Genomic DNA, 23,714 nt, shown 5'->3' with positions numbered 1-23,714 from the left:
GCGGCTCAGAGGCTCTTGCGCAGGAGAATGCACATCGTCTCGTGGCGACGGATCGACCCGTCGGGTCCCTCCACGTCCCAGGCGTCTGGTTCGCGGCCGTAGGCGACGTAGCCCAGTCGCTCGTACAGGACCCGCGCCCGGGGGTTGCTCTCCTCCACGGCGAGTTCGGCCCTGCGCAGCCCACGGTGCCGTATCCGCTGCTCGGCAGCGCGGACGAGCAGCGTCCCCAAGCCGCGGGATTGCAGCGCCGGCAGCACGGCGAGCTGCCACAGGGTTCCGGCTCCCTCGGAGACGCGATAGTCGACGCCACCGATCGCCACCGGCAGGTCCACAGGGGTGCACACGGCCAGGTAGTCCACCTCACCGGCCGCAGCGCGCACCAGCTCGCGCTCGACGTGACGCAGGTGGGCGGCCGAGCCGGACCAGGTGCACGCCGGCAGATCCTGCGGCACCAGATCGCGCACGGTGACAGGCACGGTGAGGGTGGCGTGGGGCAAGTCGTCTCGATCGGTCACGCCCTGAAGCATGCGACCTCGGGAACGGCACGACAACGCCATTCTGAAATACCCCCCACTTGGTACATGGACTACCCTTGGTACATGCCCATGAAGCGCACCAACGTCTACGCCGACCCGGAAGACCTGGCCATCATCAAGGAGGCCGCCAAGCGCCGGGGCATAAGCGAGGCCGAGATCATTCGCCAGGGCATCCACCTCGCAGCCATGGCGAACCGGGTCTGGGACGAGCCGCTCTTCTCACGCACCTTCGAGGGGTCGGGTAGCACGCTGTCCAAGTCGGAGGTTCGCGACACGGTCGCGGAAGCTGTCCGGCGTGAGACCGGCTCGGGTTCTGGATCCGCCGCGTGATCATCGTCATCGCCGACACGTCCGGCCTCCTGGCGGCGCTGGACTCCACCCATCCGGAACACCGGGCGGCCAACGAGGCGATCATGGCAGCGGGCCTGCTGGTGATGTCCCCGCTTCTGCTGGCCGAACTGGATCACGTGGCGACGCGTGAACTCGGCAGGGAAGCCGCCCTCAGCGCGGTCGACGACCTTCGGCGCTGGATGGGTCGGGGTCGTGTCGTCATGCCGGAGATCACGGAGGACCACCTGAGCGCCGCCCAGTCCGTCCGTCTCCGCTACCGCGCACTGGACCTCGACCTCGCCGACGCGGTGAACGTGGCGCTCGCCGCCGACTACGACACGGACGCGATTCTCACCCTCGACCGGCGAGACTTCCGAGCCGTACGCCCCTTGGGCCACCACAAAGCATTCCGGGTACTCCCCGACGACCTCCCCCTCTGACGAACCCCCGGCGACCAGGTGCGCGCTCCCCACAGGGCTGGCGAAGCACGTGCGAGACGGGCGTCCACCATCGCCCAGAGCGGGCTGACGGCTCGCCTCCACTCATCTCTCCAAATGGAGCGACCTGGGCACATGACCCAGGCCAAACCCCTTCCCAGCGGGGAAACCCACAGCCAGGCGACTCGTTCGCGGGCGGTTACTTCTTCTTGCCGGGGGTCTTCGCCGGTGCCGCTGGCTTCACCGTGATTCCCCGCTGTTCCCCGCCCGATCTGGTGCGCTCGTGGTGCGGGCCTCACAGTGTCAGATGCCGTGCTGTCGCCAGGCGTTGTCAGTGCTCATGGCTAGGGTCTCTGACGCGCGGCCGGCTTCCGAGGTGTACAGCTCTGTAGAGCAGCTGCATCCCCGGCTCTGTGGGGGGCGGCCCGGGTACGACCTGGGACCTAACCAACGGTCGGGCTTCGTCGATGGCCAAGGAGAGACCTGCCAGCGCCGGCCGCGCACTGAGTACGGCACTGCCGCCGGAGCAGGAACGCTCTATGACACCAGGAGAGTCGCGGGGCACGCCCGGCGGATTTGCTGCGGTGCGAGCCGGATAATCTCCGGCGACCGAGGACCTGAGGGCGGACTCGACACTGAGACCGGTGAAGGTCGCGACCTGGACGACGTGGGTCTCCATGTCTCCAGCCGGCTATGCCTTGGCTCCGGAAACGCGCCGTGCGGGCCATCAGATCCGGGCCTCGTAGCCGGTGGACGGCCAGGTGAAGCAGCGCGCTGCGAACGGCGCTGAATGTGCCGCTGACGAGCGAGAACGAGGACCGCTGAGGTCCTTGATTCCCACCACCGCCGGAAGCACTTCCCAGGACTTCCAGTTGTAGATGGGCGCCGAAGGAGGATGCTGGGATTGAGGGCTTGGAGAGGTGGTTCTGATGGTGAAGTTCACCCCTGACGCGTCCCGATCTTCTCATGATGTTGAGGTATCCAACGTCGAATTCACCGAGGAAGACTGGACCCAGTTCCGCGCATCCCCGGTCAAGTTCCTAAGAGGAATCTGCGAGGCTGAAGGTTACAAGGTGAATCGCCTCCTCATCGATGCCCGCGTGTTCGAAAACGACGATAACGAACCTCCAGGCATTTGCCACGGCATCATGGGTCACGGCCACGTGAACTCAGGGCCCAACGAGTCACATCATTTGTGGTGGTGTAGCGGAAACTGGGAGTAGTTCAACTTCGATCTTGCGTGAGGGTTCGTCAGGCTGCTGACGGACTCTCAAATGAGCTCCCCGGTGCCCGAGTCCTGAGGCTCTGTTACTGGGCCTCCGGTCAACGGAACCAGAAGGTGCCTACGCCCAGGTTGCAGCGATACCGGACTTGCCACACATTGGAAACGAGGGTTCCATCACTCAGATCATAGAGACGTGAGCCGACGCAGAGGATCGCAACATGACCCAACCCACCCCTCGAATCAGAGGCGTTCATGCTGTCAACGATATCCCCGGCGAAATCCCCCACCGTCACCCTGTCACTTCACTCATAGTTGATGGTGAGGACTTCACGCCGACCGGAAAGGCTCATTTTGTGTTCAGGGCGGAGGGAAGGACCTTGGCGCAGGGGACGGCGGACGTAAAACCGAACGGATCGGTCAGTTTTACTGCAACAGTAAGGCCCACACTTGAATGTGAGAGTTCGGTGTCCGCAGTGGGAGAGGATCTCAGTTCCGGTAAAAGGACCGATCGCGTGTCCGGCGAAGTAGTTTGCCCCCAGGGCCCGTTGTAAGATTGACGATTGTCACACGGCGCTGCTTGGTCGCAACGGTCTGCTTCAGAAGAATCTGCGCGTCTTGGGGTCGACCTTGCCCAAGGTGCACAGAGCGAACATGACGTCGATGCATGCACACATGGCCCACAGCATCATCTTGAGGAGCCCGAATGCCAGGCCGAGCATGTCTGCGTCCTTTCTACGAAGGCACGCTGGCGAGCCAGATGGCCACGCCATCGTGGTGCGAGCAGGTACCCCGGCGGTGCGCGGAATAGCTGTACGTACCGTCGTTGCATTGGGCGGTGACCCCAGCGGGCGCCTGCTGTGAATCGTCCGAGGACGAAGAAGAACCCGAGTCGCTCCCCGACAACTCCGGGTCACCGGCCGATGAGCTGGAGGAGTCGTCGCTGTAGTCGTCCTCGGCGCCGGCGACGGTGGACGAACCGTCGTCGCTGTAGTCGTCCTCGACACCTGAGACAGTGGAGGAATCGTCTTCGCTGTAGTCATCGATGCTGCCGGACCCCGTGGGGTCGTCACAGCTCTCGCCCTCACTGGACTTGACCGTGTCGAACGTGAGCGTGTCATCGGTACTCATCATTTCGCCGGCCGCAGGTGTCTGGGCGCAGACTGTCCAGTTGCGGTCCCAGAGCTGCATGCGGCCCTGGCCGGTGGCATCCGTTGAGGTGAGGTCAACGATGCCGTCACCTTGGGCGGCGTCTTGGGCTGCCTGGAGCCCCATGCCGACGAAGTCCTCGACCTTGACCGTCTCCGCCTTGCCGCGATACACGGAGGATGAAGATGACGAGGTGGACGTCGAGTCGGTGTCGTCGTTGGTCAGAGCACTACATCCGCCGACCGCGAGAAGTACGGCCAGCATGACGCCGCAGCCAACTCGGAAGTTCTTCTCGTCCTCCGCCGTCGGCTGAGGTCTCTTCTTCTGGGCCACGTGCTCGTACCCCCTTGCCACTACCTGCTGTGCGCTCCCCAGCGCGCATGGTTCTGCTCTTGGCCATGAACCAGTGCCCGCCTACAGCGGGAAGCAGGTGCCGTCAGGGCGATGACTCTAACCTCGTACCGGCGAGTAGGTGAGCGTTCAATGAAAAAACGGGACGCAGAGTGGTTGGGGTGGAACCGTGAGATACGAGTCGTGCCCCGGTGTCAGCCGCTGCCCCGGCAATGCGAGGCCTTCGAGTAGACGCGTCAGCAGGATCGGCCCGAGTCACAACCTGGACTGATTGCCGGCCTGTTGACCACTGGTCGCCCTGACCGGACTTACCAACCCACGCCACTGACCAACGCAGCGCCGCGCCACTTCTACGCCAGGGTGCTTGAGGTGACATGACGGCTGTGGGCTTCTGCGCTTCAGCTGAGAGACGGACGGGGCCATGGCAGACGAGTACTTGTTGTTGGCGTGCGACGACGTGCCTCATGACGTGGTGCTCACCGACCCTGGTGTCCACTGAGCAGTCGGAGAGGGACGCTCCGAGGCAGCGAAAACCCCCCACCAGCGGAGTCCCGCAGGCAGGGGGCTTGATAGGTGGGCGTTACTTCTTCTTGCCCTGGGTGTTGCCGGGGATCTTGGTGAGCTGGGTTTTTGCTGGTCAGGGGCAGTGGCCTCGTGCGCCTGGCGGTCGTCGTTGGTCGTCATTGGCCACTGGTGAGCGGCCTCGGACGGCCCAGGGACGGCCCAGCGATGAGGGAGCCACTCCCCTGCTACACCGGGATATCGTGCCGTCGTGGCAAGCGTGACGGAGCGTCCCCTCCTTTTCCTAGACGTCGATGGCCCACTGATCCCGTTCGGGCCGTCGTCCGGGCGCTCACAGGACACTGCCGCCGACGCCTCGACGTGTGGCGATCAAGGAAACCCACTGCTGACGCGACTCGATCCTGAGCTCGGATCGCGCCTCACCGCCCTGGGATGTCATCTCGTATGGGCTACGACCTGGATAGAGGAGGCGAACGAGGTCATCTCCCCACGCATCGGACTGCCGAGGCTGCCTGTGGTGGAGTGGCCGGCCTCCTACGCCGACGAGGGCCCGCGCGGCTTGCACTGGAAGACCCACCACCTCGTCGAGTGGGCCAACGGCCGACCGTTCATCTGGGTCGACGACGAGATCAGCGCTATGGACCGCCTGTGGGTCGATGCCAGTCATTCTGGGCCGTCATTGCTCCATCGCGTCGATCCGGCCAAGGGCCTCATGGACACCGACTTCGCCGCGCTCGCCGACTGGCTCCGTCTCGTCATACCGAGATGAGCACCGCTTTAGGAGTTCGATCGCAGCGCGGTGCGGCGTGCCGGTTTAGGGCATACGGGTTGCTCGCCGGTCCGGCTGCGAACGCCTCGGTGTCCCTCCGTTCGCCGCCGTTGATGTCAGCTGGTGATGTCAGCGCGAAAGGCTATGCGGTGACAGGCAGCTCCCTTGCCCGCCGTCGGGCTTGGGACCTCAACTCCTTGAGACGGCTATGAAACGGGTTGTGGCTGTTCTGATCGAGGTTCAGCGGCAGGTCGAGTCGAGAGATGAACTCCGACTCCATGGTCCACGGCTCGTCGTGCTCGATCCAGCAGACCCGGGCGTTCTCCGCCATCCGCTGGCTGAGTTCGGCCTCGCCGGCCTTGCAGAAGGTCATACGCTTCCCGCTGCCCACGCGACGCAGTTCGAGGCCGAGCAGGCATCCGAGGGAGAAGCGAAGCGTCGATCCCTCCGCGTTGCCCCGGTAGTGGTACTGCACGCGCTTGCGCAGGTTCTGCGTGCTGGTCCGGTTCGCCATGTGCCGCGGAGCTATACCAACGATGGGCACCCAGCCAAATATAGACCCAGACCACCTCTCGTATGAGGCACAGGAGGGATCTCGGTCGTTGGCCCAGTCGCCGCAATCTCGCGCGGCGGCGTAAGTATTGGTGACCGGATCGATTCAGAGCGCAGTACCGCGACCTCCCTGGCTCGGATCGCGCGGCTGGCCCCAGTCTTACTTCCCGCCTTTACGCACACCCTTCGGGTGGTCTAATCGACGAACGTGTATCGCGCGGCAGATATGAGGCTAGATGGGCGTCAATGAGTTCAAGGTCAGCCAGGTCTTTCGGCCGTCCACTGAACCCTTTCCATTGCCGAACCCACTCCAATGGCATGACAGGTAGCTCGCGCACTGTCTGAGCTTGTGCGATCAGTTCTGATACGTTCCCTTTATGGCCGTACCAGGAGTTGAGGATCTCGATGTGGCCAATGCGGATGCACAGCGCACCGACCGAGTTGTACTCGAAGGAGTACCGGTGAATGAGCTCCTCCCAAAGAGAGTCGCTGACGATCACATCGACGTCATTCACTGCCCGTAGTCCGGCCAATCCCATGGGAAAGCTTCCGGCCAGGACATACTCGCCCGCTGGCAGCTTCAAGGCCCGTACCTCTTCCAGAAGAAGATCTAGTTCGATGGCCATCGCATATTCCCCAGGCTGTCGATCACGGCTTGGACATGCGCGGTCGCCAGCGTCCGGCAGCGGTTACACGCGGTCAGGTGGTTGCGATACTCATAGAGTATGACATTCGCAATGTCGTCAGAGTCACCGGCCGCGTGGCCGCTGACTACATAATGAAAACAATTATTTATTATGACTGGAACTGTCGATGCCGTAGTGCCGCCGACTATCACACTGAGTGGTGCGACATTGTTCAGTACTAGTTTCACGCTGATTCGGCCAGCTATCGACCTAACTTTACGATCACCCACCTCCTTGGGGGTGGCTGGCCCCCGCAAGTTTTGCCGGACAGCGAAAGCGTTACAGCAGTTTAGCTGCTTCATTAGCGTGACCACGTCAGGGCTAGGTGGCGAGTTGCTAGCAGACGGCTCGAACCCGAACGCATGCACCAAGTGAATCAAGGACTCAAGATCTGCCTCGAAATCGGCGTGCAATCGAGAGGGCCCGGCATGGTCTTGTCGGTTGCCAGCCGTGATCTCTTGATGCTGATGCGCCAAGGTATGGAAGGTGTATCGCGCTATCCATACACTTAGACAGGACTTCATATTCTCGGTGGTGTGTTCCACTCCCTCAGGCACGTGAGATCCGAGCATGACCGCGTTGAGGAAGTCGACCGTAGGCGTGATTTCCAGGCGGGTATAATTCCTAAGCCTCCGAGCATCAAACCGATTGGGGTGGAATACATAGTCGTTTCGTTCCTTGACGGTAAGCCCAGCAAACGGGATCTCTAGGCCGATAGAGACGCTGCGGCCGAGGCCCCGCTCCTTAAGGGCCCGCTTGAGGTCTTCGTCCGGCAGGCTACGTACCTCCCTCGGCATGCTGTTCAAAGAGGCAGCCACGCGTTGCAAGCCGTTCCAGACCGAGGCGATCACATCTTCGGGCCGCAAGGTCACTCCCAAATTGGCTGGGGCTTTCGGTGCCTGCGCTACCCAGGGGGCAAAGGTCTTCTGGATCGAAGTCTTAGCCATCGCAGACCACTACCTTCATGCAGGGGTGCTGCAGCCTGCAGAAGTCATGTCGCCGCCGGTTTCCGGGGGCCACCACGGCCGTCTTCGTTGCGCGGGTCTGGCGACTTCTCCTGTCCGGCCCCTGCGGATCTTCCTAGGGTCATTTGCCTTATCTGGCGCCACGGAGTCTCCGGAGTTGGCTGCTACATCGATCGCCTATCGGTGTGCGAGCTCAACGTTCGTGGATTGTTCCGAGGCATACAGCGAAAGGTCCCATATGTGCAACTCGGAAGTCTGAGATAGCGTCGAGTTGGCCACCGATGAATACCCGAGCACCTGATTTTGCTGCCGGGGGCATCGCACATCAGAGGACTGCAGCAGGTAAGCGACAGACGGCTACTCGGTGCTGCCTCTAGCAAGCCATTTTACAGGGCTTGGGCAGTCCTGCAGAGCAGTGCCCCCGTAGCTGTTCCAGTCCGATGCTGTCCAGGGGTGTTGATGTCATCCGCTGATGTCACTTCGCGGAGCATCGGCGCGTTGCCAGTCGTCGCAGCCTCGGCGGCGCTGTCTCGCTGCTGAGCTCTCACGATGGCGGCTGTCTGCGGATCACTGATCAGGTCGTAGTCGTGCATCAGGAGCGCGTCATCGTCCTCAGCAAGCTGGCACAGCAATGTGTCGATGTGACGCTCAGGGCTGGTGAGTAGCCGCTTCGACTCCAGCCAAGCGGCTAGGCCCCCATCTTCTTCCAATACGGGACCACCGTAGCCAGCCGGCCCGGCGTCGTCATGCCAGTTCTCCGGGCTTGGGCATGGTGATACCAGTGTCGCAGATCCACTTGGGTGACCTGCGGCTGTGGCTGGCTACGACTGTCGCTAGTAGTCATTGCCGGTCGGCACTGAGCGGCCTCGGACGGCCCGAAGACGGCCCAGGAGCGAGCACTCGCCGGCCGCCGCTTCTCGTCGAAGCGGACCCTGACCTGGTGGTCGTTGGTTTGCAAGATAGTTGCCGCCCAGCTCTCCTCACCCAACTCCGCGCCCGGCACTGCAGGGCTCGTGGACCACACACGTACTCATGCATCGAGACAGCATGACGCCCTGGAGCTGACGCCTGACAAAAATCCGCACGGAAGGGGTGATGTTGGTCGTACCCTCAGACTCGCTGTTCCTGGGTGTGCCTCGTCACGCCGCGAACGTGGGAGCGAGGGGGAAACGTGAACCCGGACGGGTCGATAAGTATTAAGTGGTGGCTTCCCGACGGCCTAAGCAAAGAAATCCTGAAGGCTGTCAAGCCCACCCTGCGCAAGTTCCAGGGGATCGACCTAACCTGCGCCGCATGCGAAACACAGATCGAGATCCACCACGATGTTCTTCTTGCAGTCCAGCTGGTGCGGCAGGACAACGGCCTCGGTATTTTCCTCACCCACCCCCAATGCGCAGTGCCACGTTTGAGGTTCGACCCAATAGACATTCCGTTTGTACAGGGCCCGAATACCAGCCAAATTCATTACGTGGCTGCAATGAGACCTACTGGCGAACCGCTGCTACTAATAGATATCTCTTCTTTTGTGCACGCCGTACCCAAAAGGCATCGGTCTGTCGTACCGGCTACAAGGTTGTACGCCGAGGCTCACGGTTTCAATCTGACAGAGAACGCAACGCCGACTCATCTCACCACACCTAGATGCGACGACGCCAAGGTCACAATCGTCGGCGATCGAGCCTTCGTCTCCAGGATAGGTGTCGGCATTCTTGATGAATTGGACCTGTCATCTGCCGGCACTCACTGGAAAACCGTGGTCAATCAAGTTGGGTATGTGGAGTTCGTCGCAGGCGTCGGCTTGCTAAGAGTTGGACCGTCAGGTCTGGCCAACCAATTTCCTGCCCTTGCTAACGGCAAAGTACCTGCCACAATTTCTGGCATCTCTGATTTCATCACACCCGCCGAGAACGCGGACAGTACTATTTACAAGGTGCTCAATATCGCCCCCGGGGCGCAACCTACCGTATTCATGCTGGACTCTGACGTAGTCGTGTGCATCGACCGGTGGTTTTACGGGTCTGGCGCGCCATTCTCTCCGGCCCTGAGGAGGCAGCTGGAGGGTTTGCTGACCCTTCGAACCCTCACCGGGGCGATGCGTATCGACTACACCCTTGGCGTTGCCGAGAATTGCTGGGGTCGCTTCTCTGACCCAGTCAACAGACATAGAGCTAGGAAGATTCTTCGAGCAGTTAACACTACGCTCAGCCTTGATTCCGAAGCGCTCATGACTCTCATCAACCAAGAGAAGTCCCCAGCACAGGCAGTCCGAGCTGTAGACTCCTTCTCCGGCGGCATGCCCGAGAAGGAGTCGCAACTACAGACGATGTCATATGCACTTACCTTGAAGCTTCAGAGCCTTTATCGCAAGTCTCGCGGGGCTAATTTGGAGCGCAAGTTGCGGCTTCTTGAGAATTACACAGAGGAGTTGGATAGAGACCTGGGATTCGTAGGCATGTACGAATTCCAAATCGCCTGCGATTTCTTGTTTTCGGGGCGGGATTCCAGTGGATACGCCGAGCTGCTATTGAAGCCAAGCAAGGAGCGGCGAATTCTGGAGAGCAGTTGGGGCGCCGCATGGGATCTCACCCACATGAGGCGGGCTGATCTCGCATTGAGAGGCATCCACTGGGACATGCCGGAATTCGCCGCCCTAGTCTCCGGTGATAAGGCTCTGCGGTTGCTCAGAGACAGGCTCACGGTACACAAGCCCGTCGAAGTGCAGGGAGTATCCGCCCTGCAAATGAATTTGACGTCTCCGCAATTTAAGAACGATCGAGACGTCGCTCGTTTCGCTAAGATTATGGACTTCGTCCATGACATCATCGAGCGCAACCTGCACATAACACGCGAACAAAACGTGGAAAAGGCACAGGCCCTGATTCCGCGACTGGAATCAGAACTCACCCAATAGATCCGAGCGGGCGGATAGACGTCGGCACGTACGGGCCGGTCCGGTTGGTACTCGCTTTTGATCACTGGGCCTCCTGGTGACGGACTGCATACCGTTCACCGCGAAGGTCGGCGAAGCCCGTGGAGCGCTTCAGGGGAGAGGCGAAGGCTGACCCTCATCGGGTGGTATGAGGCGCCGCTCGTAGAGAGACAACAGGTTCAGCGCCGCCGCACAGGCGCTGATGTAGTCGATCGCAGCCGAGCTTTGCACGCTGCCACCGTGCGTCACTTCGTTTCGTAGTCGGGAAAGCCCCGTGATCACGTCAGCGACATCAGCAGGCAGTCCAGACGCCACCAGAAACATCAGTTGGCTTCGAGGCATCCGGGGGCGTTCGACAGTCTCTCCCCTTGCGCGGGCTGCGCGAATGACCTTCCGCACCAACGACTCCATTCGCATGTCAACCTCGCGGTAGGCGGCCATGATGGCTGCCTCCGGGTGCTCACGCGCCATGGACCGCAGCGCATCCATGGGTGCGGCAGGAGAGGGCAATACGGATTGAAGTAGCTGTTCCAGCTCTGCTTGCATGGCGTTGACTAGGGTGATCCCTTGTTGCGCCATCTGTTCGGCGCGCAAGCCTCTCTGGTCGGCGGAAGGGTCCAAGTAGCTGGGTTCACCTTGGTCGCTAGGTGGAGCACCGTTTTCGGCTAGTGTCCCCGGTTCCGAAGCCGCATCCGCGGCTGCACGGGCTGCCTGCTGGCTTGCTTCGAACGCGGCCCGGACTTCCTGAACCCGTTCACTGGTGTCACGGACCTCAGCTTCGACTGCCGCACGAGCCTCCTCTGCAACGGCCTGTACTTCCTCCGAGAACTCGACAGCGGCTCCACCACCCTTTGCGGATTTGAGCCGCCTGAGGAGCTTCCGGAACTCGTCTCGGAAGAAGATCATCACGACGAGCACTATGGCGGGCCAAGCCAACGCCTTCACGTAGTCAAGGACCAATCGCGCAACATTCACGGGTACATGATCTCTGCCAGTAGCTCAACTCGTCCCGTGATTGCGGTAACCGACAGGCGCTCATCTCTCCTCAACCCACCACTCTCCCCAACTCCCATCCCGTCCGCCGTCGACCCACACACCGTGGAGCAGGCGTGGTTCATGGCGTCCAGGTGGAGCGCGCCACTGTACGAACGACCTGGACGCCATGGGCCACGTCTGCTCGGCTCTGCCTGGGTCGACGGCGGACGGGATGGGAGCCCCCAGCATCCGCCACGACGGACCGCAGTCGGCGACGGCGCCCCCTCCATCCCGGTGCCGGCCGATCCCCCGCCGGAGGCACTGTTCTGACCGCGGCCACGCTATGCAGTGATCGAGTCATGGCACCGGCCCTACCCACTAGTGGGCGCGCGTCGGCGCAGCGCGGGCGGAGCGGGCCGGAGGCAGGAGCGGCGCCCGCAGCGGAGCCGGTAAGCGCGCCCGGCGGAGCGGAGCGACGCCGGGGCTTGAACCAGTAGAGAAAGTTGTAACTCAGTCTGCGCTGTGGGGCTTGAAGCTGTGTGCGCATGCTGGGAGTTCAGTGCCCTGCCGATGTGCGAGGGGCAGGAAGATCACCGGTCGGATCGTCCAGGTGATGCGGATGCCGGCATGCGTGATGGTCACCGTGCAATGCTCGGAGCGCATCAGGGCCCTGCGGGTCTCGGCACGGTCCTCGTGCAGCCACGTCCACGCTTCGTCCGACGCGTCGGAGTCGAGTGCCGGTGAGATGGTGCGCAGAGCGATGGCGACCCATCGGTCTGCCTGGGGCGCCGAGTATGCGTCGAACGATGCCAGGAGCGCCGGCTCTTCTGCGCTGGCGGCATCCTGAGTCCAGCACTCGCACCAGTAGCCGCGGGCGGGCCCGTTCATGAGGTCGCTCCTGCCGGGGAGACGAGCAACACGTAGCGGGTGCTCTCGTCGTGAAGAGTGAGTTGGTAGCCCGTGCCACTGGTCATGCAGGCGAGAGCTCGTTCGTGCTCAGCTTCGTCCGTCAACCAGTGCACGCCTGGCTGTGCGTATGCAGCGTCGAGCTGGTCGGTGATGTGCCGCGTGCGCTCCCGTAACCAGCGCAGTGCCAGGCGTGGACTCGTGGCGTCGTGTGATCCCAAAGGGATGGAACGAACCTCGTTCACCGGGCAGGCAACGGCTCGGCACCGGTGGGGGAGACTTCGGCTGCCTGCGCTCAGCACTACGGAAGGAGCGGGCATCAGCACGGGTACCCTCCCGCAGACCTGGCCTGAGTGAAGAGTTCCGCGGTGACTGTGTACCCGTCGGAGCTGTTGTGGACGACGACTCGGTGGGCGATCGCGCTGACCATGCCCAGGCCCCGACCGTGCTCAGCCTGGACGTCCTGGTGCTCGACCTTCGGGGCTGTGCCGGTACCTCCCTCGTCCGTGACCGACAGGGCGACCACCTGCGGGGAGATCGCGAGTGCCAGATGGAAACTGCCCGCCTGCTGGCCGCTGGCGGTGTGGAGGATCGCGTTCGCGCTCAGCTCGCTCACGATCAGCTCTGCGGCCTCGGCCAGAGGGGAGCCGCGCAGGATGTCCCGCGTCCAGCGGCGGGCCCGGCTGACCTCTTCCGGGAAACCTGGGCAAGACAGTCCCCACACCCGGGTTGTACTCGTATACTCGTGCATACAAGTTCCTTCATGCTGGTAGGCCGCCATGTGCAGCGGGTTCGGGCTAGACGAGTTTCACGCCGTCGTGGGCGCGGATGGCCGGCGGGGACACTGCGTCGAGCGCGTCAAGGACGCGGATCGCGTACGCCTCGTCGGCAAGCTCGGATACTTCTTCGCGGGTGGCCCAGCGCAGGGCTCGGGTCTCGTCCCCGGTGGTGGGTGCGCCGTCGGCGGCCTCACAGCGGAAGACCAGCGAGACGATCAAGCCCGTCATGTTCTTGTAGACGCCGGTCAGAGTCGCCGGAAGGGCAATCTTGATGCCGGTCTCTTCGAGGACTTCGCGTTGAAGGGCCTCGGAGATGGTCTCCTCGCGCTCGAGGATTCCGCCCGGTGGTTCCCAGTGGCCGTTGTCCCGGCGCTGGATCAGGAGGGCCCGGCCCTCGTCGTCGATGACGACTCCGGCCACGCTCACGGAGTGCGGGCGTTCAGTGCTCACGTTCCTCGGCCCTCTCGGCTGACTAGGCTCTCACCGTAGCAACAACACTCGCCCACTCGTCTAGATACCTAAAGGAGTACGCGTGACGTCTCTACCTAGCCTTCTCGGCGGCCTCGACCCCACCAGTGATCGGGCGGTCTTCCGGCAGATCGCCGACCAGCTGCGCGAGGCCATCGACCGTGGGCGATTCAAGGAGGGCGAGAAGCTGCCCTCGGAGGCCGAGCTGGTCGAGCACTACGGCGTCTCCCGGATGACAGTGCGGAACTCCTTCTCCATCCTTCAGGGCGAGGGACTGGTGCACGCAGAGCACGGCAAGGGCGTCTTCGTCCGGCCCCGGCCGCCAGTGCGCCGCCTCGCTTCCGACCGGTTCGCCCGGCGCCACCGCGAACAGGGGAAGTCCGCGTTCATCGTGGAGGCCGACGCCGCCGGCAGTCACCCGAAGGTGGACAGTCTGGAGGTGAAAGAGGAGAAGGCCAGTCAGGACGTCTCCACGCGACTCGGTTCCGTGCGGCGTGTGCTCGCCCGGCGTCGCCGGTACCTGCTCGACGGGCGGCCGGTCGAGTTCGCCACGTCGTACCTCCCGCTCGACATCGCCCGCGGTACGCAGATCGCCGAACCCAACCCGGGCCCCGGCGGCATCTACGCCCGTCTTGAGGAGCTGGGTCACCAGCTTGACCATTTCGAAGAGGAGATCCGGGCCCGGATGCCCTCCCCGACTGAGGTCAAGACGCTGCAACTGGCCTCCGGCGTGCCGGTGATCCACCTGATCCGTACCGCCTTCGACACTGCGGGGCGGGCCGTGGAGGTCTGCGACACGGTCATGGCCGCAGACGCCTACGTCCTCTCCTACCAGCTTCCGGCGACCTGATCGACGGTGCGCGAGGCCACTTCTCCGGACTCGTACACCCCGACACGCATACTCGTATAGACGAGTGGGCAAGTTGCATGGCAAGATAATCCTCGTTCCCGGCGAAGTCGGGTTCGAAGAATGCATCTTGTCTAGACGAGTAGATGGGGAGAACCCTTGCGCACCATCCGTGTGGAGACCTCGGCCGCGACGATCCTGCTGACCGAGGCGCCCGAGCCCAAGGTCCGTGACCGGCAGTCGGGTGAGATCGCGAAGGACGCCGTCAGCGGGGAGGCGCTGATGACCATCGGCGTCGTGTACATCGAGGAGGGGGAGTCGTCCCTGATCAAGGTGACCGTGCCGGAGAGCGGGGTGTCGGAAGGGCTCGCCCTTGGTGCCCCGGTCTCCCTGCCGGGCCTGGTCGCCCGGCCGTGGGAGAGCGTGTTCAACGGTCAGCAGCGGCACGGCATCGCCTTCCGGGCCGCCGCTGTCACTCCGGCCGCCTTCCCTGCCGTTGTGGGGGCCACGGCCTGATGACCGACCTGGCAACGCTCTTGGAGGTGGGTGGGCCCGTCGCCGTACTCGGCGGTGGGGCCGCCTACGCCCGGGCGCGACACCCCGGCGTCTACTGGTCTGCGGTCGGCTTACCGGTGTCCACGGCCCGACTGCTCGGCTCCTACGGCTCCGTCATGGAGGCGTGCGGGTTGACCGTGGCCCCCTCCCGACTGCGGGTGCTGGCGGTCAAGGCCACCACTCGCCGTGAGGTCCGGCCCGTACCGCCGCGTCGGGGGATCATCCGGCCGACCACGACGGGGCTGCGGGTTCGTCTGCGGCTCGCCCCGGGGCAGGAACCCGCCGACGTGGCCGCCTCCGCCGAACGGCTCCGGCATGCCTGGGGAGTCCACGCCGTCTACGTGACCACGGTCAAGCCGGGCGTGGTCGAACTGCGGCTCGTCGGCTTCGACGTGCTGCGACGGGTGCGCATGCCGCGCAAGCTCCGCCCGGACCTTCTCCGGGTGCCGGTCGCGCTGCGGGAGGACGCCACGCCGTTCCTACGCGACTACCGCGCCGTGCCGCACCAACTCACCCTTGGTGCCACGCTGTCCGGCAAGTCCATGTACCTGCGTCACCTCGTTGCCGGCCTCGCCCGTCAGCCCGTCGCCCTGGTCGGCGTCGACTGCAAGCGGGGCGTGGAACTGGCGCCCTTCGCCCCGCGGCTGTCGGCGCTCGCCACCGATGCGGAGCAGGCGGCCGAGCTGCTGCCCGTGCTCATCAAGGAGATGGAGGACCGGTACGACCTGATTAAGTCCCGACAGGGCATCGCGCCGAACACTCCCGACGAGGAGATCACCTCCGACATCTGGGGCCTGCCCGAGCATGAACGCCCGGTGCCCGTCGTGCTGTTCGTCGACGAGGTGGCGGAACTCTTCCTCGTCGCCACGAAAAAGGACGAGGAACGCCGGGACGAGATGGTGACCCAGCTCATCCGGCTCGCCCAGCTCGGTCGGGCCGCCGGCATCTACCTGGAGGTCTGCGGGCAGCGCTTCGGCGCCGAGCTGGGCAAGGGCGCGACCATGCTGCGGGCCCAGTTGACCGGCCGCGTCTGCCACCGCGTCAACGACGAAGCCTCCGCCAAGATGGCACTCGGCGACATCGCTCCCGAGGCGGTCTCCGCCGCCTGCGCCATCGCCCCCGAACGACCTGGTCTCGCCGTGGCCGGCGACACCTCCGGCGGCTGGTCCCGCATCCGCACGCCGTACCTCTCCCTCGGTGACGCCGCCGAGATCTGTCGCGAGTCGGCCCACCTGGTCCGCGACCTGCCCGCGCTCAAGCCCTTCCGGCCCGACGTGCCCGTACGGCCGCCCGCCGAGACACTGAGCCCGGTCGTGCGGCCCCGACCGGTGACCGACTGACCCGCGCCCGCACGCATACACGGTCGGCGTGACCGCCTCACGCCATGTCCCTACCCCTCCCATGCCCGAATCCGGAAGGAGCCGCAGCATGCGCGCCCACCTGGCCCGTGTCGACGCGGTGCTCGTCCAAGCGGTCATCGCCGCCGCGTTGTCCTTCGCTCACCTGCACGACGTCGCCTCGGCGGCCGGACAGGACGGGTGGAAGGCGTGGGCCTATCCCGTCTCGGTCGACCTGCTGCTCGTCGCCGCCTGGCGCCGACTGCGGTCCGGCGACGCGAAAGCGGCCGGGTGGTGCTGGTTCGTGATCGCGCTCGCCGCATCCCTGGGCGCGAACGTCGCCACCGCCGGGCTGCTCGACCTGGGCCAGGTGCCGGCCTGGCTCCGCATCCTCGTCGCGGGCTGGCCCGCGGTCGCCTTCCTCGGCGGAACCCTCCTCGTGCACTCGGCGCCGACCGCGCCCGACGGAACCGGGGACTCTGCGGGCCAGGAGGAGGAGCCCGAGGGCATCGAGGACCAGGAGGACGCGCCCGATCCCGCACCGGGGCCCCCGGCACCTCCAGTGACACCGACAGTCGAGTCGGCACCGGCTCCAGCTCCGCCCTCGCCTCCGGTCGCCGTCCCGGCCGCCCTGGTCGAGCACGCCCGCAAAGTCGCCGCCGAGCACCAGGCCCGTACCGGAACGGCCATCGACACCCCGACCCTGCGCGCCCGCCTCGGCGTCCCGCCGCCCATGGCCGACGCCATCGCCGCCCAGCTCACCTGACCGACAAAAAGGGGAATCATGCCTCTCTGCTTCAACACGGCCGCCGATTACCTCGAAGCGGCTCGCGAAATGGCCGCGAGCGGCCGGCCGACGCTCGGCCGGCTCCTCGCCGAAGAAGCCGCCGACCGCACGTCGGACGCAGGGGAAGCCGCCCGGATCCTGCGCGAATTCTCCGACCCCAGCGAGCGACAGGAGGACTGACCATGCCCGCACCGAAGCGCTTCCGCAACGTCAGCCGCATCGGCCCCGTCCAGGTCGGCACGTCCTACGACGGTCGCGGTCGCGAGAAGCACACCGCCGCCTGCACGGCCCCGCGCTGCGGCTTCTCCACCGACTACGACAGCCGCGCCGCCGCTGAACTCGCCGCCCGTACCCACCGCTGCCCCGTCCGCTGAAAGGATCCCGCACCCGTGACCGTCAGCCTCCCGCTCGTCTTCGTCCTCGGCTTCTTCGCCTGGGGAGCGGTCAAGTTCCTTGGCGTCCGCACGTGGATCGTCGTCCTGGTCGCCCTCTTCGGCTTCTGGCTCTCGCACACGTTCTTGGCCCCGGCCATCGAGTCCGGCACGCGCTCCGGCGTGGACATCGTCAACGGCTCACATAACTAGACGAGTAGGCAAGGAGAGCTTCGCCGTGTTCCTGCCCAAGTACCCCGACAGCCCGACACCACCGCCCGCCGCGACCCACATCGTGAGCGAGAAAGCGCCTGCGCGGCGGCCGGCGCCTCAGATCTCCGTCAGCGCCGGAGCGGTCGCGGCCGTCCTCGTCGGCGGCGTCGTGCTGACCGCGCTCCTGGCCGCCGTCGCCGTCACGGCCGTCTCCGTGGCCGCCACCGTCGTGGTCCTGCGCTCGATGCTGCGCGACCAGCACCGCCGCTGACACACCAGACCCCCGGGTCGGCCTCGATACCGCCAAGCATCCGCCGCCCCGGGGGCCCTCTCCCTCCAGACGAAGCCAGAAGGAGTAAGCCCATCATCACGCGCGTCACCCCGCCCCCGCTGACCGAACTCGGCGAGCTGGCCGCGCTCGGCACCATGCCCGCACTCCTGCGCCAGCTCGCTGGCCTCGGCGGCTGCACGCACCCGATCCGCCTCGCCGGCCACCGCACCGAGTACGACGTGAACACCCGCACCGGCGAGATCGGCAACGTCCTCCGCCACCTCGACTCCTCCAGCCTCCCGGCCGGTCACCTCCTGGTCCGCTGCAACAACCGCCGCACGACCCGGTGCGCGGCCTGCGCCGAGGTGTACCGCCGCGACACCTTCCACCTGATCACCTCCGGCCTACGTGGCGGCAAGGGCGTCCCCGAACGCGTCGCCGCCCACCCACGCGTCTTCGCCACCTTCACCGCGCCGAGCTTCGGCCCGGTCCACAACCGGCCCACCGCCCCGGCCGGTGCGGTCCGCCGCTGCCGCTGCGGCGCCCTTCACGACCAGGACGACCCGGCCCTCGGCACTCCGCTCGACCCGGACACGTACGACTACGAAGCGGCCGTGCTCTGGAACGCGCACGCCGGCCCGCTGTGGCGGCGCTTCTCGACATATCTGCGTCGGGAGGTCGCCAAGCGCGCCGGCCTCACGCAGCGAGCCTTCCGTGAGTACGCCCGGGTGTCCTTCGCCAAGGTCGCCGAGTACCAGAAGCGTGGGGCCGTCCACTTTCACGCCGTCATCCGCATCGACGGCCCCGGGGGCGGCGACACCCCGCCTCCCGCCTGGGCCACCGTCGAGCTGCTGACCGACGCCATCCGGGCCGCCGCCATCGCCGCCCGCGTGGACGGCCCGGTCATCGACGGCCGTGCCCATGTCTTCACCTTCGGCCGTCAGCTCGACGTCCGCACCATCCGCTCGGCCGACTTCGACGGCGGCCAGGAGCTGACCGAGCGGGCCGTAGCGGCGTACATCGCCAAGTACGCCACCAAGGGTGCCGAGACGGCCACGGGAGCTCTCGACCGGCCGCTGAGGTTCCTCGCGGAACTCGCCCAGCTCGACATCAGCGACCACGCCCGCCGGCTCGTCCGCACCGCCTGGACCCTCGGTGCGCGTAAGGACCTCGAACACCTCCGCCTGCGGGCCTGGGCCCACATGCTCGGCTTCCGCGGCCACTTCTCCACCAAGTCCCGCCGCTACTCCACCACCCTCGGCGCCCTCCGCGACGCCCGCGCCGAATGGCGCCGCGCACAAGCCCTGGCAGCGGCCGAGACCGACCCGGACACGACCCTCGTCCTCGCGCACTGGGTCTACGCCGGAACCGGCCTCACCGACGCCGAAGCCTGGCTCGCCGAAACCCTCGAACCCGCTCCCGGAACGGAAGGAGAGCCCACCCATGGGTAGCCGTCGCCTCGCTGTCGCGGAAGCAGCCTCCGAGCCGCGTGGTCTGCCGTCGCGTTACCTGACTCCTGACGACCTGGTGGCGATGTTCGACCTGCCCAGCGTCGAGACGGTCTACCAGTGGCGCCGCAAGCGCACTGGTCCCCGTGGCTTCCGGGTCGGCCGGCACCTGCGCTACGACCCTGCGGACGTCCAAGCCTGGGTCGAGTCCCTGCAGGAAGGAGCTGCCGCCTGATGGCCGGGCACATCCAGGACCGCTGGTACCGGACCGAGACCGGCCCGGACGGGAAGGTGCGCAAGGTCAAGACCGAGCGCTACGGGTCCGGCCTGCGCTATCGCGCTCGCTACGTCGGCCCGGATGGCACGGAGAAGTCCAAGAGCTTCCCCGACCGTCAGAAGCGGCTCGCTGATCAGTGGCTGGCGCACATCGAAGCGGACATGGCGCGCGGGCAGTACATCGACCCGCGCGCCGCACGGATCACCTTCCAGCAGTACGCCGAACGCTGGGTCGCTACACAGGGCGCCGACCCGAACACCCAAGCCTCGATGGAGTCGCAACTACGGCTGCACGCCTTCCCCTACCTCGGCTCACGTCCGCTCGGCTCCTTCCAGCCGGCGCACATCCGCGACTGGGTAAGGCAGTTGCAGGAGAACGGCGTCCGCGGGTCGTACGCCCGGACGATCTACTCCAACGTGCGCGCTGCGCTCAGCGCTGCCGTGGACGACGGTCACCTTCCCCGCAACCCGTGTGCCGCTCGGTCCGTCCGTCCGCCGACCGTCGATAGCAAACGCGTCGTGCCCTGGACGCCCGAGCGGGTCTTCGCCGTCCGGGCCGCCATGCCCGAGCGCTACCAAGCCATGGTCGACCTGGGCGGCGGCTGCGGGCTCCGTCAGGGCGAGATCCTGGGCGTGGCCGTCGACGCGATCGACTTCGAGTCGGACACGCTCCACGTGGTCCAGCAACTGAAGCTGAGTCGCAGCAAGGCGGTGTTCGCGCCTCCGAAGGGCGGCAAGCTGCGGGACGTACCGCTTCCCGGCCCCGTCGCCGACGCACTGCGGGCGCACATGAAGCGGTTCCCGCCGGTCGAGATCACCTTGCCGTGGAAGGTGGCGGACGGGCCTCCGGTGACCAAGCGGCTGATCTTCACCGGGCCGCGGGGTGGTCACGTCTGGCGTACGTCGCTCAACGAGGAAGTGTGGAAGCGGGCCCTCGCCTCGGCTGGCGTGATCCCCGAGCGGAAGCCGGGCGGATCGTACGCCGAGTCCCGCGAGAACGGCATGCACGCCCTCCGCCACTTCTACGCCTCGGTCCTCCTGGACGCGGGCGAGAACATCAAGGCCCTCGCCGAGTACCTCGGCCACTCGGACCCGGGCCTGACGCTCCGCGTGTACGCACACCTCATGCCGTCCAGCCAAGAGCGCACCCGCAAGGCGGTCGCCGCCGTCTTCGACACGGCCCGGTCGACCTCCTCCAGCACCTGACGGCCCAGAGACGGCCCAGAGGCAGCGAGAAGCCCCCTCCCAGCGAAGAAACCGCAGGTAGGGGGCTTACGCGTGGGCGCTTACTTCTTCTTGCCCTGGTTCTTGACCGCCTCGATGGCCGCCGCCGCCGCGTCGGGGTCGAGGTAGGTGCCGCCCGGGTTGGTCGGGCGGAAGTCGGCGTCGAGCTCGTAGGAGAGCGGGATGCCCGTGGGGATGTTGAGGCCGGCGATGTCGGCGTCCGAGATGCCGTCCAGGTGCTTGACCAGGGCGCGCAGCGAGTTGCCGTGGGCGGCGATGAGGACGGTGCGGCCGGTCAGGAGGTCGGGGACGATCGCGTCGTACCAGTACGGGAGCATCCGGATGACGACGTCCTTGAGGCACTCGGTGCGCGGGCGCAGCTCCGGGGGGATCGTCGCGTAGCGCGCGTCGTGGGCCTGGGAGAACTCGGAGTCGTCCGACAGCGGGGGCGGCGGGGTGTCGTACGAGCGGCGCCAGAGCATGAACTGCTCCTCGCCGAACTCGGCCAGCGTGGCCGCCTTGTCCTTGCCCTGGAGGGCGCCGTAGTGGCGCTCGTTCAGGCGCCAGGAGCGGTGGACGGGGATCCAGTGGCGGTCCGCGGCCTCCAGCGCGAGCTGGGCGGTGCGGATGGCGCGCTTCTGGAGTGACGTGTGGAGCACGTCGGGCAGCAGGCCGGCGTCCTTGAGCAGCTCACCGCCGCGGACCGCCTCCTTCTCGCCCTTCTCGTTGAGGTTGACGTCCACCCAGCCGGTGAACAGGTTCTTCGCGTTCCACTCGCTCTCGCCGTGGCGGAGGAGGATCAGCTTGTACGGTGCGTCGGCCATGGCCTTCAGCCTACCCAAGGGGCCTGGCAACCGCGCCGTCCGCCGGGGGCGGAGGCGGGTCCGGGGGCCGGTAGGCCGCAGATGTCGCGGGGCTTCCTGCACGTTCCGGTTAATTCTTCTACAACCTTTGGTCACATCGGGCTGTCTTGTTTTCGCCAGGAAGGTCGAGGCTGACGAAGAGGAGCACTGAACGTGACCGTGCGTTCCTTTGCGCGGCGGATGCGTCCGCGGGTCGAGCGGAAGGCCGCCGAGCGGGTGTGGCAGCTGCGGACCATGCGGCGGCGCCGCAAGGCGGCGGTCACCGATCCGGTGCTGCGTCCGGTGGCCGTGCGCGGCCAGCAGCTGTACGGCAGGGTCGTGGACCGGTTCAGCGCCGCCGAGGCGGCCGCGTCCAACCTCGATCTGGTGGTCGCGGCGCTGGAGCGGGAGGGCATCGCCCACTTCCTGGTGCCCTCGTCGTCCCGGACCCGGCACACGGTCGCCGTGAACGTCGCGGACCGGGAGCGGTTCCTCACCGCGCTGGAGACGCTGAACGCCGGCACCGCCGTGTTCATCGGCCGTCCCCTGCCGGGCGGCCAGCTCAAGCACCCCGCGCTGTTCCTCGACGGCGTGCTGCCGGCCCCGCTGCGCACGGCCCCCGTGCTGCGGGTCGGGGAGAACCACCTCGGGCCCGCCGGTCAGCTGCTGGCCGGCCCGGAGCTGGCCTGCGACGTGGAGTTCTGGGAGGACGGCGGCGAGCTGTTCGCGTCCGCCGACGGACCGCGGCGGCTGGCGAAGGTGCAGCCGCAGGCGTCGGCCGACGTGTTCGCCGAGTCGCTGGTCGCGCCGCGCAACAACGGGATCACGGACGTGCTGCCGGCCGCGGAGCGGACGCCGGTCACCGTACGGGTCGGGGACCGGGAGCTGCCGAGTTTCGCGCCGCTCGCCCTGCCGACGGTGAACCAGGTGACGTTCCCCGTCGACGTGGTCTACACGTGGGTGGACGGCGAGGAGCCGGCGATGCGGGCGAAGCGGGCCCGCCACCAGGAGAACGGCATCGCCGAGATCCTGGACAAGGAGACCAACGCATCCCGCTACACCAGCCACGACGAGCTGAAGTACTCGCTGCGCTCGCTCGCGATGTACGCCGACTTCGTGCGGCACGTCTACATCGTCACCGACGGCCAGAAGCCGCACTGGCTGGACGACAGCGTCCCCGGGATCACGGTCGTCGACCACCGCGACATCTTCCCCGCCGACGTGCTGCCCGTCTTCAACTCGCACGCGATCGAGACCCGGCTGCACCACATACCGGGCCTGTCCGAGCACTACCTGTACTTCAACGACGACGTGTTCGTGGGCCGCCGGATCAGCCCCGAGCACTTCTTCTTCGGCAGCGGCCTGATGAAGATCCCGGTCTCCCCGCTGAAGATCGGCGTCGGCGAGCCGCACCCCGAGGAGACGGCGACCAACTCGGCCAGCAAGAACGTACGGCGGCTGCTGCTGGACGAGTTCGGGCGGATGACGACGAACAACTTCATGCACACCCCGCTGCCGCAGCAGCGTGCGACGCTCCAGGCGCTGGAGGAGTTGTTCCCCGAGGACATCCGCCGCACCACCGCCTCCCGGTTCCGTTCGCCGCAGGACATCGCGATGACGGCTCCACTGCTCTACCAGTACGCGCTGATGACGGGCCGGGGCGTGCCCGGCAAGTTCAGCTTCCGGTACGTGAACATCAGCCGCCCGGACGCCGAGCGGCGCCTGGCCGACCTGCGGCGCAACCGGCGGTTCGACTTCTTCTGCCTCAACGACGTCGACGTGCCGCTGGAGGAGCGGGAGCAGGTCAGTGTGCGGATGCACGACTTCCTGGAGAACTACTTCCCCTTCCCCGGCCCGTTCGAGAAGCGACAGCCGGCCGCCGCGATGCCGCGGCCGGTCTCCGCACCGGTCTCCTTCGAGGCGCCGCGGTCCGCTCCGGCCTCCTTCGAGACACAGAGCTGACGGGC

General features: G+C 66.0%; 27 protein-coding genes. 17 read left to right on the top strand and 10 right to left on the bottom strand.

Annotated features, from left to right (window positions below; all coding sequences use genetic code 11):
* Window positions 1–5: 5 nt before the first annotated feature.
* Window positions 6–527 (bottom strand): GNAT family N-acetyltransferase, encoded by a 522-nt coding sequence (locus tag ACIQVT_RS14540; protein WP_403752018.1) that lies wholly within the window; start codon window positions 525–527, stop codon window positions 6–8.
* A 72-nt stretch (window positions 528–599) separates the two neighbouring features.
* Between ACIQVT_RS14540 and ACIQVT_RS14535 the strand changes: the two genes are divergently transcribed.
* The 3 genes from ACIQVT_RS14535 (at window position 600) to ACIQVT_RS14525 (ending at window position 2,526) form a co-directional block, all read left to right on the top strand.
* Window positions 600–866, top strand: a complete 267-nt coding sequence (locus ACIQVT_RS14535; RefSeq protein ID WP_403752016.1) for a CopG family transcriptional regulator — start codon at window positions 600–602, stop codon at window positions 864–866.
* Complete coding sequence (locus ACIQVT_RS14530; protein WP_403752013.1) at window positions 863–1,306, top strand: PIN domain-containing protein; 444 nt, start codon at window positions 863–865, stop codon at window positions 1,304–1,306. The genes ACIQVT_RS14535 and ACIQVT_RS14530 overlap by 4 nt, the downstream gene beginning before the upstream one ends.
* A gap of 926 nt (window positions 1,307–2,232) precedes the next feature.
* The gene (locus tag ACIQVT_RS14525) at window positions 2,233–2,526 is read left to right on the top strand and encodes a hypothetical protein (RefSeq protein WP_403752010.1); all 294 of its coding nucleotides are present in this window, start codon (window positions 2,233–2,235) and stop codon (window positions 2,524–2,526) included.
* Between the two features lie 734 nt (window positions 2,527–3,260).
* Here the strand turns inward: ACIQVT_RS14525 and ACIQVT_RS14520 are convergent.
* Entirely contained in the window at window positions 3,261–4,007 is a 747-nt protein-coding gene (locus ACIQVT_RS14520) for a DUF3761 domain-containing protein (RefSeq protein WP_403752007.1), read from the bottom strand.
* Window positions 4,008–4,797: 790 nt separating this feature from the next.
* On the opposite strand from ACIQVT_RS14520, the gene ACIQVT_RS14515 reads away from it, so the two are divergent.
* On the top strand, window positions 4,798–5,316 hold the full coding sequence (locus ACIQVT_RS14515) for an HAD domain-containing protein (protein ID WP_403752004.1): 519 nt from the start codon (window positions 4,798–4,800) through the stop codon (window positions 5,314–5,316).
* A gap of 142 nt (window positions 5,317–5,458) precedes the next feature.
* On the opposite strand, the gene ACIQVT_RS14510 is transcribed toward ACIQVT_RS14515, so the two are convergent.
* From ACIQVT_RS14510 to ACIQVT_RS14500, 3 genes are all read right to left on the bottom strand, one after another.
* A complete protein-coding gene (locus tag ACIQVT_RS14510; protein ID WP_403752001.1) occupies window positions 5,459–5,860 on the bottom strand; it encodes a GIY-YIG nuclease family protein in 402 nt (133 codons plus the stop codon).
* 181 nt (window positions 5,861–6,041) lie between these two features.
* On the bottom strand, window positions 6,042–6,494 hold the full coding sequence (locus ACIQVT_RS14505; RefSeq protein WP_403751998.1) for a hypothetical protein: 453 nt from the start codon (window positions 6,492–6,494) through the stop codon (window positions 6,042–6,044).
* Window positions 6,479–7,501 carry a hypothetical protein gene (locus tag ACIQVT_RS14500; RefSeq protein ID WP_403751995.1) on the bottom strand — a complete coding sequence of 341 codons (1,023 nt, stop codon included), beginning with the start codon at window positions 7,499–7,501 and terminating at the stop codon, window positions 6,479–6,481. Before ACIQVT_RS14500 ends, ACIQVT_RS14505 begins: the two co-directional genes overlap by 16 nt.
* A gap of 1,189 nt (window positions 7,502–8,690) precedes the next feature.
* Between ACIQVT_RS14500 and ACIQVT_RS14495 the strand changes: the two genes are divergently transcribed.
* Entirely contained in the window at window positions 8,691–10,430 is a 1,740-nt protein-coding gene (locus ACIQVT_RS14495; RefSeq protein WP_403751992.1) for a hypothetical protein, read from the top strand.
* Between the two features lie 129 nt (window positions 10,431–10,559).
* Here the strand turns inward: ACIQVT_RS14495 and ACIQVT_RS14490 are convergent, their stop codons facing one another.
* From ACIQVT_RS14490 to ACIQVT_RS14475, 4 genes are all read right to left on the bottom strand, one after another.
* Window positions 10,560–11,357 carry a hypothetical protein gene (locus ACIQVT_RS14490; protein ID WP_403751989.1) on the bottom strand — a complete coding sequence of 266 codons (798 nt, stop codon included), beginning with the start codon at window positions 11,355–11,357 and terminating at the stop codon, window positions 10,560–10,562.
* A gap of 576 nt (window positions 11,358–11,933) precedes the next feature.
* Window positions 11,934–12,311: a hypothetical protein gene (locus tag ACIQVT_RS14485; protein WP_403751987.1), complete on the bottom strand. Its 378-nt coding sequence runs from the start codon at window positions 12,309–12,311 to the stop codon at window positions 11,934–11,936.
* A 337-nt stretch (window positions 12,312–12,648) separates the two neighbouring features.
* Window positions 12,649–13,080 (bottom strand): ATP-binding protein, encoded by a 432-nt coding sequence (locus ACIQVT_RS14480; protein ID WP_403751985.1) that lies wholly within the window; start codon window positions 13,078–13,080, stop codon window positions 12,649–12,651.
* A 46-nt stretch (window positions 13,081–13,126) separates the two neighbouring features.
* Window positions 13,127–13,534, bottom strand: a complete 408-nt coding sequence (locus ACIQVT_RS14475; protein WP_403752968.1) for an NUDIX hydrolase — start codon at window positions 13,532–13,534, stop codon at window positions 13,127–13,129.
* Window positions 13,535–13,640: 106 nt separating this feature from the next.
* Here ACIQVT_RS14475 and ACIQVT_RS14470 point away from each other — a divergent pair, with 106 nt between their 5' ends.
* The 11 genes from ACIQVT_RS14470 to ACIQVT_RS14420 all read left to right on the top strand — a co-directional run bounded on the left by ACIQVT_RS14470 (window position 13,641) and on the right by ACIQVT_RS14420 (window position 20,887).
* Complete coding sequence (locus tag ACIQVT_RS14470) at window positions 13,641–14,426, top strand: GntR family transcriptional regulator (RefSeq protein WP_403751983.1); 786 nt, start codon at window positions 13,641–13,643, stop codon at window positions 14,424–14,426.
* A 156-nt stretch (window positions 14,427–14,582) separates the two neighbouring features.
* Window positions 14,583–14,939 carry a hypothetical protein gene (locus ACIQVT_RS14465; protein WP_403751981.1) on the top strand — a complete coding sequence of 119 codons (357 nt, stop codon included), beginning with the start codon at window positions 14,583–14,585 and terminating at the stop codon, window positions 14,937–14,939.
* Entirely contained in the window at window positions 14,939–16,318 is a 1,380-nt protein-coding gene (locus ACIQVT_RS14460; protein WP_403751979.1) for an FtsK/SpoIIIE domain-containing protein, read from the top strand. The genes ACIQVT_RS14465 and ACIQVT_RS14460 overlap by 1 nt, the downstream gene beginning before the upstream one ends.
* An 88-nt stretch (window positions 16,319–16,406) precedes the next feature.
* Entirely contained in the window at window positions 16,407–17,081 is a 675-nt protein-coding gene (locus ACIQVT_RS14455; RefSeq protein ID WP_403751977.1) for a DUF2637 domain-containing protein, read from the top strand.
* Between the two features lie 18 nt (window positions 17,082–17,099).
* Window positions 17,100–17,282, top strand: a complete 183-nt coding sequence (locus ACIQVT_RS14450; RefSeq protein WP_403751975.1) for a hypothetical protein — start codon at window positions 17,100–17,102, stop codon at window positions 17,280–17,282.
* A gap of 2 nt (window positions 17,283–17,284) precedes the next feature.
* Window positions 17,285–17,476: a mobile element transfer protein gene (locus ACIQVT_RS14445; protein ID WP_403751973.1), complete on the top strand. Its 192-nt coding sequence runs from the start codon at window positions 17,285–17,287 to the stop codon at window positions 17,474–17,476.
* 15 nt (window positions 17,477–17,491) lie between these two features.
* A complete protein-coding gene (locus ACIQVT_RS14440) occupies window positions 17,492–17,686 on the top strand; it encodes a hypothetical protein (protein ID WP_403751971.1) in 195 nt (64 codons plus the stop codon).
* A gap of 25 nt (window positions 17,687–17,711) precedes the next feature.
* Window positions 17,712–17,957 (top strand): SpdD protein, encoded by a 246-nt coding sequence (locus ACIQVT_RS14435; RefSeq protein WP_403751969.1) that lies wholly within the window; start codon window positions 17,712–17,714, stop codon window positions 17,955–17,957.
* A gap of 155 nt (window positions 17,958–18,112) precedes the next feature.
* Complete coding sequence (locus ACIQVT_RS14430) at window positions 18,113–19,408, top strand: replication initiator (protein WP_403751967.1); 1,296 nt, start codon at window positions 18,113–18,115, stop codon at window positions 19,406–19,408.
* On the top strand, window positions 19,401–19,640 hold the full coding sequence (locus ACIQVT_RS14425) for a helix-turn-helix transcriptional regulator (protein ID WP_403751965.1): 240 nt from the start codon (window positions 19,401–19,403) through the stop codon (window positions 19,638–19,640). Before ACIQVT_RS14430 ends, ACIQVT_RS14425 begins: the two co-directional genes overlap by 8 nt.
* Window positions 19,640–20,887: a tyrosine-type recombinase/integrase gene (locus ACIQVT_RS14420; protein WP_403751963.1), complete on the top strand. Its 1,248-nt coding sequence runs from the start codon at window positions 19,640–19,642 to the stop codon at window positions 20,885–20,887. Before ACIQVT_RS14425 ends, ACIQVT_RS14420 begins: the two co-directional genes overlap by 1 nt.
* An 80-nt stretch (window positions 20,888–20,967) precedes the next feature.
* Here ACIQVT_RS14420 and ACIQVT_RS14415 read toward each other — a convergent pair whose 3' ends face one another.
* Complete coding sequence (locus tag ACIQVT_RS14415; RefSeq protein WP_403751961.1) at window positions 20,968–21,729, bottom strand: phosphoglyceromutase; 762 nt, start codon at window positions 21,727–21,729, stop codon at window positions 20,968–20,970.
* 192 nt (window positions 21,730–21,921) lie between these two features.
* On the opposite strand from ACIQVT_RS14415, the gene ACIQVT_RS14410 reads away from it, so the two are divergent.
* Entirely contained in the window at window positions 21,922–23,709 is a 1,788-nt protein-coding gene (locus tag ACIQVT_RS14410; RefSeq protein ID WP_403751960.1) for a stealth family protein, read from the top strand.
* Window positions 23,710–23,714 lie beyond the last annotated feature (5 nt).

This window comes from Streptomyces sp. NPDC100445, assembly GCF_044759735.1.
Lineage (GTDB): Bacteria > Actinomycetota > Actinomycetes > Streptomycetales > Streptomycetaceae > Streptomyces.
The sequence above is the reverse complement of the archived record's forward strand: the minus strand, read 5'-3'. Positions and strand labels throughout refer to the sequence as shown.

What these genes read in the sequence shown, in the direction of transcription:
- ACIQVT_RS14455 (WP_403751977.1), top strand. Translation starts at nt 16,407, where the DNA reads ATGCGCGCCCACCTGGCCCGTGTCGACGCGGTGCTCGTCCAAGCGGTC.
- ACIQVT_RS14485 (WP_403751987.1), bottom strand. Translation starts at nt 12,311, where the DNA reads ATGAACGGGCCCGCCCGCGGCTACTGGTGCGAGTGCTGGACTCAGGAT.
- ACIQVT_RS14415 (WP_403751961.1), bottom strand. Translation starts at nt 21,729, where the DNA reads ATGGCCGACGCACCGTACAAGCTGATCCTCCTCCGCCACGGCGAGAGC.
- ACIQVT_RS14500 (WP_403751995.1), bottom strand. Translation starts at nt 7,501, where the DNA reads ATGGCTAAGACTTCGATCCAGAAGACCTTTGCCCCCTGGGTAGCGCAG.
- ACIQVT_RS14460 (WP_403751979.1), top strand. Translation starts at nt 14,939, where the DNA reads ATGACCGACCTGGCAACGCTCTTGGAGGTGGGTGGGCCCGTCGCCGTA.
- ACIQVT_RS14425 (WP_403751965.1), top strand. Translation starts at nt 19,401, where the DNA reads ATGGGTAGCCGTCGCCTCGCTGTCGCGGAAGCAGCCTCCGAGCCGCGT.
- ACIQVT_RS14430 (WP_403751967.1), top strand. Translation starts at nt 18,113, where the DNA reads ATGCCCGCACTCCTGCGCCAGCTCGCTGGCCTCGGCGGCTGCACGCAC.
- ACIQVT_RS14420 (WP_403751963.1), top strand. Translation starts at nt 19,640, where the DNA reads ATGGCCGGGCACATCCAGGACCGCTGGTACCGGACCGAGACCGGCCCG.
- ACIQVT_RS14450 (WP_403751975.1), top strand. Translation starts at nt 17,100, where the DNA reads ATGCCTCTCTGCTTCAACACGGCCGCCGATTACCTCGAAGCGGCTCGC.
- ACIQVT_RS14480 (WP_403751985.1), bottom strand. Translation starts at nt 13,080, where the DNA reads ATGCACGAGTATACGAGTACAACCCGGGTGTGGGGACTGTCTTGCCCA.
- ACIQVT_RS14505 (WP_403751998.1), bottom strand. Translation starts at nt 6,494, where the DNA reads ATGGCCATCGAACTAGATCTTCTTCTGGAAGAGGTACGGGCCTTGAAG.
- ACIQVT_RS14445 (WP_403751973.1), top strand. Translation starts at nt 17,285, where the DNA reads ATGCCCGCACCGAAGCGCTTCCGCAACGTCAGCCGCATCGGCCCCGTC.
- ACIQVT_RS14525 (WP_403752010.1), top strand. Translation starts at nt 2,233, where the DNA reads ATGGTGAAGTTCACCCCTGACGCGTCCCGATCTTCTCATGATGTTGAG.
- ACIQVT_RS14540 (WP_403752018.1), bottom strand. Translation starts at nt 527, where the DNA reads ATGCTTCAGGGCGTGACCGATCGAGACGACTTGCCCCACGCCACCCTC.
- ACIQVT_RS14535 (WP_403752016.1), top strand. Translation starts at nt 600, where the DNA reads ATGCCCATGAAGCGCACCAACGTCTACGCCGACCCGGAAGACCTGGCC.